At 42.6% G+C, this 16,603-nt stretch carries 13 protein-coding genes and 1 pseudogene; 7 read left to right on the top strand and 7 right to left on the bottom strand.

Annotated features, from left to right (window positions below; genetic code table 11):
- Positions 1-34: 34 nt before the first annotated feature.
- Positions 35-3,430, bottom strand: a complete 3,396-nt coding sequence (locus RA178_RS13985) for a DUF748 domain-containing protein (RefSeq protein WP_306682367.1) — start codon at positions 3,428-3,430, stop codon at positions 35-37.
- Positions 3,431-3,685: 255 nt separating this feature from the next.
- Positions 3,686-4,066, bottom strand: coding sequence for a VOC family protein (locus tag RA178_RS13980; protein WP_028760394.1), 381 nt, complete (start codon positions 4,064-4,066; stop codon positions 3,686-3,688).
- A 435-nt stretch (positions 4,067-4,501) separates the two neighbouring features.
- Here RA178_RS13980 and RA178_RS13975 point away from each other — a divergent pair, with 435 nt between their 5' ends.
- The 3 genes from RA178_RS13975 (at position 4,502) to RA178_RS13965 (ending at position 5,867) form a co-directional block, all read left to right on the top strand.
- Entirely contained in the window at positions 4,502-5,206 is a 705-nt protein-coding gene (locus RA178_RS13975; RefSeq protein ID WP_028760393.1) for a DUF445 domain-containing protein, read from the top strand.
- Between the two features lie 102 nt (positions 5,207-5,308).
- On the top strand, positions 5,309-5,659 hold the full coding sequence (locus RA178_RS13970; RefSeq protein WP_306682364.1) for a VOC family protein: 351 nt from the start codon (positions 5,309-5,311) through the stop codon (positions 5,657-5,659).
- The gene (locus RA178_RS13965; RefSeq protein WP_131524340.1) at positions 5,634-5,867 is read left to right on the top strand and encodes a DUF1289 domain-containing protein; all 234 of its coding nucleotides are present in this window, start codon (positions 5,634-5,636) and stop codon (positions 5,865-5,867) included. The genes RA178_RS13970 and RA178_RS13965 overlap by 26 nt, the downstream gene beginning before the upstream one ends.
- Before the next feature lie 125 nt (positions 5,868-5,992).
- Here the strand turns inward: RA178_RS13965 and cdd are convergent, their stop codons facing one another.
- Both cdd and sbcB read right to left on the bottom strand, forming a co-directional pair.
- Positions 5,993-6,883, bottom strand: a complete 891-nt coding sequence (gene cdd / locus RA178_RS13960; RefSeq protein ID WP_212599913.1) for a cytidine deaminase — start codon at positions 6,881-6,883, stop codon at positions 5,993-5,995.
- 211 nt (positions 6,884-7,094) lie between these two features.
- The gene (gene sbcB, locus RA178_RS13955; RefSeq protein ID WP_263166805.1) at positions 7,095-8,513 is read right to left on the bottom strand and encodes an exodeoxyribonuclease I; all 1,419 of its coding nucleotides are present in this window, start codon (positions 8,511-8,513) and stop codon (positions 7,095-7,097) included.
- 176 nt (positions 8,514-8,689) lie between these two features.
- On the opposite strand from sbcB, the gene RA178_RS13950 reads away from it, so the two are divergent.
- Positions 8,690-8,908 carry an Arm DNA-binding domain-containing protein gene (locus tag RA178_RS13950; RefSeq protein ID WP_306682362.1) on the top strand — a complete coding sequence of 73 codons (219 nt, stop codon included), beginning with the start codon at positions 8,690-8,692 and terminating at the stop codon, positions 8,906-8,908.
- A gap of 335 nt (positions 8,909-9,243) precedes the next feature.
- Here the strand turns inward: RA178_RS13950 and RA178_RS13945 are convergent, their stop codons facing one another.
- The gene (locus tag RA178_RS13945; protein WP_306682361.1) at positions 9,244-9,705 is read right to left on the bottom strand and encodes a Fur family transcriptional regulator; all 462 of its coding nucleotides are present in this window, start codon (positions 9,703-9,705) and stop codon (positions 9,244-9,246) included.
- Positions 9,706-9,936: 231 nt separating this feature from the next.
- Between RA178_RS13945 and RA178_RS13940 the strand changes: the two genes are divergently transcribed.
- On the top strand, positions 9,937-12,183 hold the full coding sequence (locus RA178_RS13940) for a TonB-dependent receptor (RefSeq protein ID WP_306682360.1): 2,247 nt from the start codon (positions 9,937-9,939) through the stop codon (positions 12,181-12,183).
- Positions 12,184-12,356: 173 nt separating this feature from the next.
- Here the strand turns inward: RA178_RS13940 and RA178_RS13935 are convergent, their stop codons facing one another.
- Positions 12,357-13,280 carry a transporter substrate-binding domain-containing protein gene (locus tag RA178_RS13935; protein WP_306682358.1) on the bottom strand — a complete coding sequence of 308 codons (924 nt, stop codon included), beginning with the start codon at positions 13,278-13,280 and terminating at the stop codon, positions 12,357-12,359.
- Between the two features lie 585 nt (positions 13,281-13,865).
- Positions 13,866-15,033: pseudogene (locus tag RA178_RS13930) on the bottom strand (IS4 family transposase).
- A 118-nt stretch (positions 15,034-15,151) separates the two neighbouring features.
- On the opposite strand from RA178_RS13930, the gene RA178_RS22175 reads away from it, so the two are divergent.
- Positions 15,152-15,409: a DUF1398 family protein gene (locus RA178_RS22175; protein ID WP_371134924.1), complete on the top strand. Its 258-nt coding sequence runs from the start codon at positions 15,152-15,154 to the stop codon at positions 15,407-15,409.
- Between the two features lie 319 nt (positions 15,410-15,728).
- A complete protein-coding gene (locus tag RA178_RS13925; protein ID WP_306682357.1) occupies positions 15,729-16,577 on the top strand; it encodes a hypothetical protein in 849 nt (282 codons plus the stop codon).
- Positions 16,578-16,603 lie beyond the last annotated feature (26 nt).

Below are 16,603 nucleotides of genomic sequence, written 5' to 3'. Positions count from 1 at the left end.
TTAGTTTTATATAAAAAGCAGTTAATTGGCTAAGTTATTGAGCATCAATGGTAAGGCTCACTTGGGCTGTATTCTGGGTTAAACTCACTCGGCTTTCGAGCAAGAAGATCCGCTCTGGAGCAATTTCTTTCACATCCACAAGGTAAGCTTTAACGGCTTTCGCTCTTTCTTGGGCCAAATTACCCAACATGCCATCGTTAACATTCTGTGCTTTTACCGACAGATTATATAAAGCGATATGCCAGCGGGTGGTGATTTCGTCATCGGAAAGCTGCGTGTCTTTGGCCTCTGCGATAACAGTGTCTTTGATTTGGGCAGGATCGGCTTTAACTTCTTGTTCATAAAGCTTTACTAGCGCATCGGCAAGCGGCCCTTGGGTCGGGAATTGACTCGGACTTAAATCATCAGGTAACGCACTAAATTCAATATTGGCTAATTTAGCCAATTTACGCTTCATGATGCGCTCAGCAATGGCTTGGCTGTCATTGATGGCATCGACTTCCCCTTCAACGCTGAGCTTGAGCATAGGTCTGTCGAGTAAGGCGCTAGCGAGTTTGTCTAAACTTTTTTGCTCATCTTCACTTAGGCTGAATTTGCCTTCGGCAAAGCTGATCTTATCTAAGGTTTCGTCAGAACCTATTAGTCCTGCTAAGAAAGTGAAGGGCGCAGTGACGGCTTTAGTGATCACATTGGTAATCGCCGTCATTATGATGCTGCCGACACTAAAGCTGGGTGAGTCTAAATCGCCTGAGACCTCCATACCTAAATCAATCACGCCGTTACGGTCCTGCAGCAGGGCAATCGCGAGCGTGATGGGTAAGCTAGTGGCAAGGTCACTGTCACTGGGTTTACCAAGTTTCAGTTGGTCTATGACCAGATGGTTACTGCCCTTGAGCTTGTTCTTATCGAGTTGATAGTTCAGCGATAGTGATAGCTGCCCTTTATCTATGTAGTAACCCGCATAGGTGCCTGAGTAAGGATTGACTGAGGTTAACTCAACGCTCTTAAAGACTAAATCAAGATCTAAATATGGCATATCTAGCAAAGGGTTAATATCGCCTTTTAGAGTTACAGGCGCATACTTGTCTATCTTACCTTTGATATCGACCGAGGCCTTAGTCCCTGGCGTTGACGACAAGTGAGTGATATTACCTTCAAGTAACTCAATCCCTGAGGCAAAGTTTGGTGTCAGTGAGTTATCGGCAAAGTAAGCTGAGCCTTGGCTAAAGCTAATTTTTTGAATATCGAGGCTTAACTCCGGCGTTGTCTTGCTTGCCGTTTGCAGCTCGGTTTGCTTAGCACTGGCTGTGGTTGTGTTTTTAGTTGTCTTGCTATTTGCAGCCGGAGCCTCAACGATAAGATCGCTGATATTAGTGGTTCTATCTTTGGCTATCACCACTTTGGCGTAGGGTTGATTAAAGGCTAAGTGATCAATTTTGATTTGATTTTTCTGTTGGTCAAAATCCAGTTGATTGATATTCATCTTTTGCCATTTGACCAGTGGAGCATTACGCAATTTGTCATGAATAGCTAAATCATCGAGCTCAACACTACCACCGTAAATGGCTTTGCCTTTAGCATCGGCGGTCAGCTTGCCTGCTGAGCTTAATAGACCGCTCTTGAGCTGGATATTCACGTAGGGCGCTAAATAGGGCTGAAATTGGGTTAATGTCAGCTTATCGAGTTGGATATTGGCATCTATGGTTTCGCCCGTCACATCGACTTGGCCTTGAGAGCTCAAAGTACCTTGATCATTGAGGCTGAGTTGTAGCTCATATTCAATCGGAGCGGTTAAGGTACTCGTTATGACCTTAGTTGAAAAATTAAGCGGATACACTCGCCATTGCTGCGGCGTTGCCGTTAGCTTTTGTTCCGATAGATTAAGGTCATAGTTTTCAATATTGAGCGCATCAAGTTGCACGAACCAAGTGTCAGTTGACGTCGTTACTGGTGTTTGCTTGATTGGCTGTAGAGGATCTGCCTCAGAAGCGACTTCTGCAGTGGCTTCATTAGTGGCATCAGTGGTGACATTTGCGGTCGCTTCTGTCTTTTGTTCTGTTTTATCATTCTCGTTAGTTGCGGCTAATTCGCTTTCCGTTGCTTTGTCTGCGCTATCGCTTGCATCAGTGGCAGTCTCTGCTATTTGACGTTTTTCTTCCACTTGCGCAACTTGTACGCGCTCAAGCGATTGAGCATCTGCTGGCTTAGCATCGATTGGTTTAGCAACCGGCTGCGTAGTCGTTGTGGAGGCACTTAACGATTTAGGCATGAATAAGCCAACAAGATCGAGCCCGTCTTGGTTCAAAATGGCACTCATTGTTAGGCCATCGCTGTGGAGTTTGTTGATATGCACTTTCTGCTGCTTCAAGTTGGCTGAAATACCGTCGAGGGCAAAGATTGGCAGCTTGACCACAGAGCGGTCTTGGTCGTTAAAGTTCAGTTTTTCAACAATAAGCTGGCCTTTGTTGCTGGTGACTTGTAACTCGCCACTCTCGGCAAGATCCACTTGATACTGAGTTTTAATACTGAGCTCGCCATCCGTGAGGACGGGATTAAATTGATCGTCGATAAATCGCCATAGTGGTGTCAGTTTCAGTTTGGCGACTTGGATGTCACCCGCAACTTTTAGCGGGAACAATTGGAATTGCCCCTGCAAACTGATTTCACCAGCATGATCATCACTGAGTTGTATCGCATAGTGATTGTGCTTGATAGGCACAATGGGTGAGTCAGACGTTGATTGGGCGTTTGGTGTCGTATTATCAACTTTGTTTACTTTTATGGCTGGCGTTATCGATGCCGATGATGCCGCCATCAAATATTCAGTATCAAGGTAACTGAGTTTTAGATTGATATTGGGGTAGTTCACTTGAGCGTGGGTAATTTTGTCATCGAAGTTAAATTGTCCCGCATCCAACACAAATTGGCTGAGCAGGACACGAACGGGTGAGCTGGCTTCTGTGGGGGCTGTTTCTGTGCTCGTGGATGAATTCTCGTTCAAGGTCTGCAGAATATCGTCGAAGTTGAATCCAGCTTTCCCTTTTTTCTCCACGCGAATGATATGTGCGAAAGGCGCTTGTATGTGTATGTTTTCGATAACGGCGGCGCGATTAAAAACAGATCGCCAAAAATGTATTTCGAATTGGACTTGTGCAATGCCAGCAAAAGGTTTGTCGTCTTTTTCTTTAATGGTCAGTTGGTCGATTTCGACTTTGAAATTAAAAGGGTTAATGCGTATATCGCCGAGGGTGACGGGACGACCGAGCAGAGTTGAGAGTTTTTCTGGTGCCAGCGTGGTTATCGCATAGGGGAGGATTAAACCTAATGTGCAGACATAGCTAAGGTAGACTGCTGTGAGGTAAATAATCACTCGCAGGTATCTTGGGAGGGCAAAAAAAGAGTGTCTGAATTGCGATAACTGGGTCAGCATTAATATCAAGGCTCCAATGCATAAGACAGGGAAAAACTTCCATAAGTAGGGACATTCTAGCGAATAATGCTAATGTTTCCAGAAATTATTTATATTTTTACCAATGAAATCTTGGTATTACACAGACAATAACGTCTTCTGATCTAAGACGTTCCTGAGTGGTAACCTATCATCTACATTGATAACTACATGTGTTTCAGCCTATGGCTAATGATTTGAGTCGTCAATACTCGCTATATTGGAGGCTATTTTTGATCAGCGATTTAAATAACTAATCGCTGCAATAATGGCGCCTTGTGGATCTTTTATCCAACAAAAACGGCCTACTTCGGGTATATCTTCAGGACCAAACAGAATATCCCCGCCAAGTTTTTTTGCGCTGATAGCGACTTGATCGACATCGTTAACGGTAATGTAGCCGGTCCAATGTGAGGGAAGCATTGGGAGCAAACTATCTGTGATCCCCCCAATGCTGACGCCCTGATTTTCAATAATATGATAATTGCCGTGGGGCATTTTGACGGTTTTAAAGTGCCAGCCAAAAATCTCAGCATAGAAGTGCATAGCTTCTTCGGTATTATTGGTTGTCAATTCATGCCAACTTAACGCCCCTGCAGTGTTAAAAGCCGATTCCATAAGCGCATCCTTTATTCTATTTTGGGTAAATTTTGTGTATTGAGCCGAGGTTAACTGTCAGTGTTCAGTACCGTCTGTATTTTGAGCCATATTTTTTGTACGTTATCTTGATTGAGTGTAGTTGAGGCAAGTTGATAATTCACAGACGGTAAATTAAAATTTTTGCGTTTTTTAGGTCGGCAAACATTAAATTAACTTAATGTTCTACAAGGATATTCACTTTATTTGGTGCTGGCTAATCAGCTTCTTGTGGCTCAGTGGCGCTGCGGCTTAGTTGATGGGCTTCATCTTGCCCCTCGCGCCAAGACTTAGCACTGAAAACAGATTTTAAAACGGGTTTGTTTACTGTGGTTTGAGTGTTAGACCTGACTCCCGTTAACTTGTTAATATAGGCGAGTTTTGCATCTTATCGATGCCACATTAGGGGATATGAGATTGAATAAGAGTTTAGTGACGAATTTATTGGCGGCAGCTTTGGTCGTTGTAGGTTACCTGATGAATTCGGCAATTGTCCTGAATGTCGGATTATTTGCTTTATCGGGTGCGATTACCAACTGGGTTGCAGTTTATATGTTGTTTGAGAAAGTCCCCGGACTCTATGGTTCGGGAGTCGTGCCTTCTCGTTTTGAAGAGTTTAAGGCGGGCATTGCTCATTTGATGATGAAACAGTTTTTTACCACTGAAAATATCGACCGATTCCTATCTGAAAAAGAAGGGCTGAGTAAAATAGACTTGGCGCCAGTGATTGAAAAGGTTGATTTAGCGCCTTCTTTTGATGCGTTAATTAGCACAGTCGCCCAATCTTCCTTTGGCGGCATGTTGTCTATGTTTGGTGGCACAGATGCCTTATTGCCGTTAAAAGAGCCGTTTATTGTGAAGATGAAAGCTTCTTTAGTTGAAATGGCACAAAGCGATGCATTTCACGAGTTGCTGAAACAAGAAATTGAACAGCCAAATGTGATGGCCGATCTGCAAACTAAAATTGCTAACATAGTGGAACAAAGATTAAACGAGTTAACACCACAAATGGTGAAACAAATCGTTCAGGACATGATCCAAACGCACTTAGGTTGGTTAGTGATTTGGGGCGGCGTGTTTGGCGGTCTGATTGGACTTGTCGCAGCCTTAATCCAAGGTTAACCTGAGTTAAAGCCGCGAATAGAATGGGAGCTTTGGCTCCCATTTTTACTTACGCATTTTATATCCATCATTTTGTGCCCTGATTAAATAGCAAGGAAGTCTATGAACCGTCACCACAGTATTAATTATTTGGAAATCCCAAGTCGCGACATTGCAAGCTCTAAGGCCTTTTTTAGCCAGGTTTTTGGATGGACCTATGTCGATTATGGCCCTGAATACAGTTGCTTTATGGATGTCGGCATTACTGGGGGATTCTATCAAGCCGAGGTGAATTTCACCCTTGCTCGAGGTTGCCCGCTGATTGTGATCTACAGCCAGAACTTAGAATTGACTCTGACGGCTGTCGTAACAGCTGGTGGCATTATCACAGCTGACATCTTTAGTTTTCCCGGTGGCCGTCGATTCCATTTTGTTGAACCTTGTGGCAATGAATATGCCGTCTGGTCAGAATGATCCTAATGTCACTCCTTGTATTCGAAATTGTTGTTTAGATCAGCAAGATATTTGTTTAGGTTGTTTCAGGCATCTTGATGAAATTTTAGCGTGGCGCGTTATGTCGGAAGTGGAGCGGCAAGCTTGTTTTATCAGGATGGAGGAGCGTAAGGGGGAGTATCTGGCTAAGTTCAATGACGCGGTTAGTAGAAGACAGGATGGAGCATGATTAGCCGTCAGAATTACCTACGATAATTGATTTTTAAGCTTTAAGTGGATAATCGAACGGCGAAATACGCATAAACGTATTTCGCCGTTGGCATTTTGAAACCCCCTTGGCATTTGAAGCAGACGTTACACAGGATCTACCACTATGTGCTCAAGTTCGATGGCGGCAACGGTATGGAGCGCATCCATAGTCGCGCCAACTAAGCTGATTTTTCCTTGAGATGACTCAATTAAAACCGCACGGCTGATATCGCTAAACTCACGATTGTGGCGTGCCAGATTTGATAAGGCCATCTGCATGGGCAGCATAGAAGGATTGAATGCCGCATTTTCGGCATAACGTCCGCAATAGGTTGCACCATCGTGAGTTTCTAATACCACGGCGGCAAAACTTTGGGTGTAAGGTGCATAGCTTAAACCTGCATGATCTAAACCTTCGATGATCATAGGATCGGCACTGTCTAGTGCAAATTCAGTTTGTTGCTTGGCCATTAAGGGCGAAGTGACATTTAAGTCTTTTGGCCCAAAAGCATAGGGTAAATAATAGGCCAGAGGATGACTTTCCTGTGCGGGTAGATGAATGCTGATCTTGCTCCCTTCAACCAGTTCATTCATAAACTGACGACAATGACCGCAAGGACTGGCATTAACTATAATATCAACAATTTGGCTTTCACCACTGAGCCATGCGTGGCTGATAGCGCTTTGTTCTGCATGGACAGAATGAAATAACGCTTCACCGGGTAATTCTAAGTTGGCCCCCATGTAGATATCGCCACTTTTACCTTTGGCTATCGCGCCGACATAAAACTCACTGATAGGCGGTTTGGCCAATGCCGCTGCTATCGGCAGTAATGCTAATAACACTTCTGCTTCGGTCATTTTGCTTGCACTTGTTAGCGTAGCAAGTTGCTGCGCATCAATGTGTCCAGCAAAATTCTGGTGCAACATTGGGATAAGTGCATCGGCTAACGGCGTTGGCAGTTGGGTTATGCTACGAATGAATCTATCTTGCATTTCCCTATTCCTTATTTGTTAAGTTCATGGAAGAACATTCTAGTAATTTTGTTACAGCATAAATGCGAGTTAGCTCGCGTTTATACGCTGTCAATGTCAGTGCTATCGAGAGTGATAAACTTATGTTATTCACGTATAGAGTAAGTCTATTGGTGCACACATATAAGCTTAAGACTATAAAACAAAAGACTTAAGCTTGAATTTACACAACTTAAAGTTCACGCAAATAATGACAAAGGGCAGCAAGTAGCTTTTGCTTAGTCTCATCCGCTTGTGTTTCTTGTAGCAAATTTTCTAATTTAAGTACGTAGTCTTGATCGGCTAAGCGACTTTGACAGAATTCACGCCAGCGCTGCGACTCTGTATCATCGAGTAGTTCAGGGTAATTACGGGCGCGGTAACGAAACAGCATCTCAGGAATACGTGGATCATCAAACTGCAAATCTAACGCCGCTAGATTTTGCGGTAGGGTATGACGGATGATTTCCATTTTTGCTTTATCAGCTTGGCTAAAGAACCCACCAGAATACAGCATCAAATCGGGATCTGTGGTCGCTCTGCTGTCATCGTGCTCAAATAATAGCGCCAGTTTTTCGCGTAATTCTGGGTGACGTTTTAGGCGTTTATATTGCTCTCTGGCAAATTCTTTATCTATGCCTAAACGAACGGCATGCTCATCACTGAGGATTTTTGCCGAGGTGATAAAAGGGCACTTATTAAGATGAATTTGTTTTACTGCAATAGGTAATTCATCTTCGGCAAGATCAGCCCTTGACGTATACATGCGCGTTTTAATTTGCTCGACATCTAGCTCGAATAGCGGTGTTAAATCCATGGCTAAATTAACGCAAATAACGGCATTTTTGTTAGTTGGATGGTGCGCTACGGGTGAAATTAACGTTGCACAACCATTGCGCGCACTAATTTTAGAGCTTACGTGAACCAAAGGCTGCATATTGAGCACATCGATTTGATCGCTCACCGCTTGCTTACGGCGCAGGTCAAAATAGTACTGATATAACTTAGGCTGTTTCTCGCGAATGAGTTTTGCCATAGCGATGGTCGCATACACATCAGACATAGCATCATGGGCTTTCTCATGGCTTAAACCATTCGCTTGGGTCAGATGTTCTAGCTTAAAACTCGGAGAGCCATCTTCCTTTGTCGGCCAGTTAATACCTTCGGGCCTAAATGCATAACAAGCGCGCACTAAATCAATGATATCCCAACGAGAGTTGCCATTTTGCCATTCACGGGCATAGGGATCGATAAAGTTCCGATAAAAGCCATAACGGGTCACTTCATCGTCAAAACGCAGTGAGTTATAACCTGCAACACAAGTGTTTGGTTGGCTAAATAGCGCTTGAATTCGTCCCATAAACTCAGTTTCAGGGATGCCTTTTAAATTAGCTAACTGTGGAGTGATCCCTGTGATTAATATTGCTTCCGGAGACGGCAAATAATCAGTGGCTTGCTTACAATAGAATGTCTCAGGCTCGCCGATGATATTGAGATCTAAATCCGTGCGAATACCAGCAAATTGCGAGGGTCTGTCTTTCGCTGGGTTCGCTCCAAATGTTTCATAGTCGTGCCAAAAAATCGACCCTGCTTTATCGTCTTTCATCTTCATTTATTTTCGTTCTCTAAAGCATGTAACTTCATGTTATCAGTAGTTAAATTGCTTTAATTGGATTCGTTGTCATTTACATCAATTTAGTATGCAGCTCTTCGATGTGAGTACATAATCTGTATATATTGGGTTCTGCGTCAGATTAGCTAAAATCACATGTACACAGGGTAATTAAAATGTCTTTATCTGACAATTGGTTACGTGCAATAAACGGCAATCCATATTTAGAGAAACCAGAGTTTGCAGACCGCGACGGCTTAAGCGTTCGTATTACCCCTGCAGGGACTATAACATGGCAGTATCGATTTAGGATTGATAATCCATCAGGGTGCTTAACCTTTGGTCTCTACCCGGATTTAGGACTTGCTGACGCACGTAAGCTGGTCCCTGTGTGACTAAATTCATGGGTAAATATTATAGATCCCTATGCGTTTTGGAAACCGCTTAACACATTCGAAGGCCGATCAGTTCCGCTTTACTCGAGATATTATAAGAACAGTGGAACTTATATCACTCGCCATGGCGCTTTCCCACGGCAAGCGACCGAGTAATGTTGCTTCTATTAATGAGCTGGTCCGCGATATGAAATCAAGACTGGCATATCCACGATTTTAGACGGACATTATCGACCAGAATGTCGGAGGCTGGGGGATTTATAGCGTTACTGTGAGTATGGGATAAGTTCAGTAACCATGATAAATAGCGTTCCAAATTAGTTAATGTACATAACTTAACTATTATGTTGCTGCTGACATTCATGACACCAACCCGCTAATTCAAGCTGTGGGCTCGATAAGGTAAATTCCGCTTGGCTAACATTCAACTGTAACTGTTCAACAAGAGCAGTGGGCAATGCTATCTCTGTGACTTTTTGACAAGTATTACAAATTAAAAATTGATTGTGAATGTGATGATCACATACATGATGGCAGGCAATATACTTATTCACCGTTAATAACTTATGCACTAATTGTTCCTGTATTAAGAAATCCAACATGCGATAGATAGACATTATGGGTAAACTCTCGCCCAAACTTTGTTTTAACACATCGGCAATTTCATAGGCAGACAAAGGAACATCATGTTCCTGTAATACGATAAGTACTTTTTTGCGCTTACTGGTAAGATTGATGCCTTTTTCTTCACACTTTTTCACTACTTCACGCAGTAAATCAAGATTTTTTCCTGTCATAGAACTGCCAATTTTTTTGAAATGATCATACTTGAACAGTTTACCTGATCCACCCCTTCTAATGACAATCTTTGTTAGCAATCATCAGTCACCATACCGAGTGCTGTTCTGATTGCCATTTACAATCAGTAACTTAATTTGCTTTCATTCATATTGAACTCGACTGATATGCAGTGATACGTTATAACATATCATTTTTTCAGCAGTAATCATATGGAGACGACCCACAAAATGAATTCCCACAAATACCTTCTGTTATTAGGTGTTGGCACTTTAGCTGTTTCAGCAGAACCTATTGAACGTATCAATGTCACTGGGCATGCTTTAGAAAAACCATTAAGCCAAAGAATACAAGCCAGTAAAATCGAACTCAGCGGCGATGAACTAAATAATCGTAAAGCCGATACCTTAGGAGAAACTTTAAGCCAATTACCGGGGGTAGACAGTGGTTTTTTTGGTAGCTCATCGGGTAGGCCACAAATCCGTGGATTTGGTGGAAACAGGGTTAAAATGTTGCTCAATGGAACTCAAGTTGAGGATATGTCGTCGGTGAGTGAGGATCAATACATCCCCATCGAGCCCTTTCTTGCTGACAGTATCTTGGTCATTAAAGGTCCTACTGCTGTGATTGCCTATGGTGGGCAAGCGATGGCAGGCATTGTTGATCTCCAAGATGGCCGTATTCCATTGAGCCCAATCAATGGGTTTAACAGTCGCGCTGAAGTGAAAGCTGGCTTCAATAGTACAAGTACCGCACTGGCAAAACTTACCGCAGGGAATGAATCTTTTAACTTTGCGCTGAATATGATCAACAAAGACCGTGGTGACTACGATATTCCTGGATATTCTAAAGACAGCGATTGTAAAACGTGGTCAAAAGTCGTAGGTGCCGCACAGTTTGCCGATCTATGCCAAATCAAATATGCGCAACCTGTGTGGCAGATGAACAATCAATTAAAACGCTATGAAGATGCTACACCTTTAGAACAACAAATTATCACCGACTACTCAATAGACAGTAATGGCACTGTGCTTAACAGCAGCCACCACACATCATCATTCTCGGCAGGCGGAAGCTACACTGGCCAACAACGTCTTTTGGGTTTGGCTTATGGTTATACGGACACTCATCGCGGTATTCCGGGATTTATGCGTCGTGGCAGCAGCGCACCAGTGGATTTTGATCAACGGGGTAATATTCGAATTTTTTCCCGTGGTGATCGCGTAGATATGAAGTATGTCGAAAACTGGGATGACAATTGGATAAACTCATTTAGCCTCGATGGCGCCTATTCGAATCAAGTCGATGATGAGCATATGGCAGAGGTATCCGTCAACCAATTCGAACTTACCTCTTGGGTCATTAGCCCTAAGCTCTATCATAGTTGGACATCAAACTTCGATGGTGTCTTAGGATTACAGTACGACACTAAAGCCTATAAAGGGGAGGGCTATGACAATTACATGCCTGATGTCGATAGTCAAAACTATGCAGCCTATACGCTACAAACCCTGCACTTTGGTTCGGTTACTTTTGAGTTTGGAGGTCGTTATGATGCGATTAGGCACCAAGTAAACGCAGAGGGTTACAAGGTAGGTCGAGGCTCAGGAGCGAATGTTAAAGATAGAAATTTTTATCTCCAAAGCTACTCAGGATCACTGCAATGGGACATATTGCAAAATTGGTCAACACGAGTCAATTACGTTCATGCCGAGCGTGCTCCTGAAATGAATGAGCTTTACGCCAGTAACCCACACTATGCTCTGTTAATTGAAGAACAGGGCAGCTCAAATCTTAAAAAGGAAATTAATCACTCCTTTGAAATAAATACCACCGCTAAAATCGCCGATTTACAGCTAATGGCAAGTTGGTATCAAAATCAATTCAATGATTTTATTTATCTTGGTAGTACAGGCCTTGAACGTAATGGTACTTATGTTCGTGAATGGCGCCAAGCAGATACAAACAATCAAGGGTTAGAGGTACAAGCTATCTATACCTTCCCGTGGCAAAGTTGGGGAGTTTTTGAGCTTAGCGCATTTACTGACAGAGTGAGAAATACTCCTCGATATCAATACGATGGTAGTTACGACATCTTTAGTACTCGCCCACCTCTCGCAGGTGAGCGGGACGAATACTTTCGCCGCAGGTTAGAAGGCACTTCAATGCCTCGAACACCACAATCCAAAACAGGCACTGCACTAAATTGGCAGTATGATGCGCTTACTGTGTCCATCGATTATGTTCGCTATCATTCACAAGGTGACGTTAGCAGATTTGAGAGGCCCTCTGAATCTTATGCTTTGCTCGGAGCCAATATCACTTTAGATCAAGTCATTTCGAAAGTGCCGACTCAATTCTACCTAAGCTTAGATAATCTTACCGATGTAGATGCGCGCCCACATAACAGTTTCCTAAGGCATTTATCCCCTATGCCAGGTCGCTCAGCGGCTATTGGTGTCAGAGTGCAATTCTAAAAAGTTTCCTTCAAGGCTAATGGCCTTGAAGGTTTTCATTTGATTTCTTGATACCCAAGGCCAAAAATCTAACCTCCTTCAATTCAAGCCGCGACTTGCTGTTTTTTATCCCATTTTCCGAGAGATGTTTTTAAGTCATGACGGACCCAAAGCGTTTATCTGATGAAGCCTATTCAATGATATTTCTTACATAATATGGAAAAGTCATCCATTGGATTGAGTAAGAAATCTTTACCGACAATGGAAGTCATTTCTGATTCAGATATAAAAGGATTGTTAATTTTAAAAACTACTCGTTGATTCAATTTACTTTTTATCAAAAAATCGCAATGGCGTTGATAAAATAACTGGTCAAATTGACCATTATCGATAATTCTCTGGAGGCCAATTTGTATTCGCTGAGCTAAGCGAGGTTTGTTAGGTGAAACATAATAATATGTCGCTAGCGGAATATGTAGCATGATGCTTTCATCAACAACGAGATCTGGATATTGTTGATTAAACGGCTCAACCTCTTGAAAGACTTCATTCACTCCGCGGCCAAATGTTATAAACCGTCCTTTTGATAACATATTAAATAAACTGTCATATTGATTGCTTTCTATAATCTTAAATCCTGCTTGTTGCATGGCGACTTTAGTTGACCATTGGCTACCTGAACCAGTATCAAGAGCAGTTAACTGCGCTAGCGAGGTGATTTGGGCTAACCTAGGTACATTTTCCTTTTTAATAATAAAAATTCTAAATCCCTGAATGCCTTTTCTAATAGGAATTTTTATTGGAATAAGCTGTTTATTCCACTGTAGGTTAGAGGCTTCAGCAATAACATTGATGGTTTCACCCTCTTGTAATGCTCTGAAGATACGATTTCGACTCATTATTAGATCTGAGACTTGCAGTGATGCTTCACCAAAATCGGCTTTAGTTGCATCAATAACTAATTGTAAAAGGTCATAAGTATACTGATATCTGTGATCAAGCTTGGATTCTGACTGATTGATAATGAATTGATCATTAGCATAAGTGACGGGTAAGTTTGCCAAGACCCACAGGGAAAGAATACAAAAAATAATGCCCAGTCGCTGTAAATTATCCATCAATAAACTCATTGCTAGAGGTTGAAATTGATTCGGTGTGCTTATTTTAGCAGTAGCCTAGATGGCTTGCGGGATAAAGAAACAGATGATAAGTGTAAATGATACATTTTTTTAGTTTGGGTTTATGTGAGTTGTAAATCAATTTAGACACCCCAACGGTGTTGGCACTGGGTGCGAGTGGCTCGCAGAATATTTTAAAGTCCTTATGTTCTTTAGCCATAGTGTTTTTAATATGGCTTTACGTTATATATGCATAAACGTGTTTGTAGTCTGGCAACGATTTTGGGGGAAGTTTGAAGGTCGTGTTTATTGCGTTAATCATTTATGAGAACGTGTTTTGAGCGTTTAACCAGCGCTGGCGCATGCTCCACGTTTTTACAGTGCTATCACTTTGGCTCTACTGCTGATGTTAAACATATAAATTGACCACTCAAGACCCAGAGAGGACATCAATGAACTCGGATAAAATTTTAGAATCTGCACAAGCAACCTTGTCTGGATTAATACCATTTCCTCAAATTGTCGGCAATCTTATTGCTGAAGGTGTCGAGTATTACTATGTAGACTATGCCCTGTAGGATCCCCTCATAATTCATAGCCCCAACAACCATGAGTTAATGAGAGTTCAGCTAGTTTCTTCGCAGCACAAAGCAAATCATCTGCTGATATGGGGTAATCATGCCGTCGCCGCAGCAGTTCTTTGCCCATCCTGATTGTTGATAGCACATTCCTTTTCTTTACCGTGTTGGCTTGGAAGTGCCGCTGTAATTGCTGTGTTTCTCCGTATAATCCTACCCACCAAAATGCCAGTTGCACCAATAATGCTATCAATAGCAGTATGTCCATCCTCGCCGCATAACGTGTTCTGCTATGATGTAAACCAAAGCCATAAGCGGGGCTTTTTAAATCTCTAAAGGTTTCTTCTATTTGCATCCGTTTTTGGTAAATATTAACCAGTTTTTGAGGCGACATGGCTTCTATGGTTAAGTTGGTCACCAGTGCCCAAGGTTCTTTGGCGGTCAGTTCATACGTCCATTGCGCCGTATGGTGACAGTCTGTTGTCGTACTTCGCTGGCCTTTACTTGGGGCTCTGAACAACACCATCTCGCATAACAAGGGTTTCTTTACCGATAACGCCACCCGCCCAACATGTTTTGCGCGACGACTGGCTTGGGGATAAAGCGCTTTTAGTGAAAATTGGCGACCAGAAGGATGCGGCCGATAGACACTTAATCCTCTGACACGACCCAGGATTACGGAAGCCCGCGTCAGTGACTATCAGCGGGGTAATGTTGTCAGGTAACACTTGTTTGAGTTCATTCAGAAACTGATTATGGGCAGTTTGAGTGCCTTGCAGCACTAACGGAAATGTTCGCTCGTAGAGCGTGATAGAGCGGCCCTTGATAGCAATAGAGGCGCGTAGTGCAATCAGCTCACGACCTTCACGCATATCTGACCAATCCACCAATATAGTCGGCATCGTATGAGTAGTCAGCAGCCACTTTGCATGCCACTGATAAACCGCCAGTCTTTCATGGTGAAGGTGCGGGTTGCCCAATAATCTATCCATGCGTTTTATCGAGTGTTTAGTATGAGTGCTCGTGCCATCAATGTGCCGCCCTAAATGCGTTAAGGTGAGACAATCCGCATTGATGAGAGCTTTGCAGGCGACCATGAGTGTATTAAGTCGCTTTTGATGGATTTCTGGACAATGTTGATAGAGAGATTGATGTAAGATAGTTAACACTTGCACCTTAATGCCTTGTGATTGATGTTTGTTCGCACTTCCATCTGATCACACTTCAAGGTGCAAGTTCACTCTAATTTAATGATTTATCTGAAAATCATCAGGGGATTCTTCAGACTATGCCTTGAAGTCATTTACTTTCTATAGCGCAGCAGGTTCTACAGTGCAATCACCTTTATCATATGAGGGACTTCCATTCATTGCTGAAAATTTTAATGTGATTGAACTCAGAGCTGCCATCTTGGATAGTCAGCAGCATGGGCAAACATTTCGGCTTTTCTGTCAGCGCGCTATGAATGCAGGAGTTCAAGGTTATTTCGTGTTTTTGCGAGGTAAACGTGTAACCTATTTTGGCCGTCAAGGTGACCAGCATACCGAATGATTTTCTGGCGCTAAGCCGAGCGATGCCTAATAACGCTGACTAGGCTCGTCACTTTCTGGGTTGGGTGCATCGTGAGTTTTACATTGGGTGAATGGTTACGCGAAGTTCATTGTATACGTCACTTACATCTTCCTGTGCTTAACGTAATAGAACACTGGAAGCATAAATGTGCTACCACGCAATGTCACTACTATTTCTCGAATGCCTATTTACGCCATCATGAAGATTAAGTCATATCTTGCGATGGGTAATGGTTTACGGGGTGATTTTAATTGGTATTGGACGGTACAATTGCGGTTAAATAGGAGAATAATGTCTTATGTACCATCAATTTCTAAATGAACCTATGGTGCTTGATATTGAAAATGCATCAATACTCACATTACGGCTACCCGACGATGTGAGTGATTTTATTGTGTCACAGGCGATCAGTGCCCCTTTACTAGAGATTATCGTCATCGCTGAAGCCGGAATTCAGCAAAATATAGTCATCCGCTTCCAGCCGTTTATGGGTCTTAAGGTCGAATCGTTACCGCAAAGCCCTCAGGCTTTCAATACACCAATAACCCGCAGCCTTGGGCAAGGTTTTAGGCTTTATACACGGATGGGAACAGCTGCGAAATTTTGTGCGGCAGAATTGAGGCGAGGTGTATCTTTTACCTTAGATACGACTCGTCATTTAGGTGCAGATAATGACTTAATAGGTGCAAATAGTTACTTAACTTTTGCCTTACAAGCTAATTCAAAGTTTGAGTTAGTTCCCTTAGAAGCGGATTTACGGGTTTTGCATGAGCCCAAAGCATTAATGGTTGCTAAAGCACTATTAGCAAGGCACTACGACTATGCCGCATCATCTGAATCTCTTGCAATTTACATGACTGAAATCGAGCAGGTTAGATTAGAATTGCAGTCGTTTATGCGCGGGGAGCTTGGTCAATGTCACGCCAGCCTTGCTGATGAAGTATTAAGGATCGATCCCTTGCTATTGCAGAAACAACAATGGTTATTTAGAACCTATACCCATATGTTTGAGCGACCAAACTACAGCCGCGCTGCTAATGATGTCGATAACACTGATAAGCTATTAAGAAAATTAGAGTGTTATGAATTACTTGCTTCACCGGAATTGATCCTGATGGTAGACCGATTAATGGAAGACGAAACGTAAACTTTTTTTACCCAAATTTAGCTAAA

Source organism: Shewanella oncorhynchi (assembly GCF_030848765.1).
Lineage (GTDB): Bacteria > Pseudomonadota > Gammaproteobacteria > Enterobacterales > Shewanellaceae > Shewanella > Shewanella oncorhynchi.
This window is presented reverse-complemented; position numbering and strand designations above follow the sequence as displayed.

What these genes read in the sequence shown, in the direction of transcription:
- RA178_RS13985 (WP_306682367.1), bottom strand. Translation starts at nt 3,430, where the DNA reads ATGCTGACCCAGTTATCGCAATTCAGACACTCTTTTTTTGCCCTCCCA.
- RA178_RS13980 (WP_028760394.1), bottom strand. Translation starts at nt 4,066, where the DNA reads ATGGAATCGGCTTTTAACACTGCAGGGGCGTTAAGTTGGCATGAATTG.
- RA178_RS13970 (WP_306682364.1), top strand. Translation starts at nt 5,309, where the DNA reads ATGAACCGTCACCACAGTATTAATTATTTGGAAATCCCAAGTCGCGAC.
- RA178_RS13965 (WP_131524340.1), top strand. Translation starts at nt 5,634, where the DNA reads ATGAATATGCCGTCTGGTCAGAATGATCCTAATGTCACTCCTTGTATT.
- cdd (WP_212599913.1), bottom strand. Translation starts at nt 6,883, where the DNA reads ATGCAAGATAGATTCATTCGTAGCATAACCCAACTGCCAACGCCGTTA.
- sbcB (WP_263166805.1), bottom strand. Translation starts at nt 8,513, where the DNA reads ATGAAGATGAAAGACGATAAAGCAGGGTCGATTTTTTGGCACGACTAT.
- RA178_RS13950 (WP_306682362.1), top strand. Translation starts at nt 8,690, where the DNA reads ATGTCTTTATCTGACAATTGGTTACGTGCAATAAACGGCAATCCATAT.
- RA178_RS13945 (WP_306682361.1), bottom strand. Translation starts at nt 9,705, where the DNA reads ATGACAGGAAAAAATCTTGATTTACTGCGTGAAGTAGTGAAAAAGTGT.
- RA178_RS13940 (WP_306682360.1), top strand. Translation starts at nt 9,937, where the DNA reads ATGAATTCCCACAAATACCTTCTGTTATTAGGTGTTGGCACTTTAGCT.
- RA178_RS13935 (WP_306682358.1), bottom strand. Translation starts at nt 13,280, where the DNA reads ATGGATAATTTACAGCGACTGGGCATTATTTTTTGTATTCTTTCCCTG.
- RA178_RS13925 (WP_306682357.1), top strand. Translation starts at nt 15,729, where the DNA reads ATGTACCATCAATTTCTAAATGAACCTATGGTGCTTGATATTGAAAAT.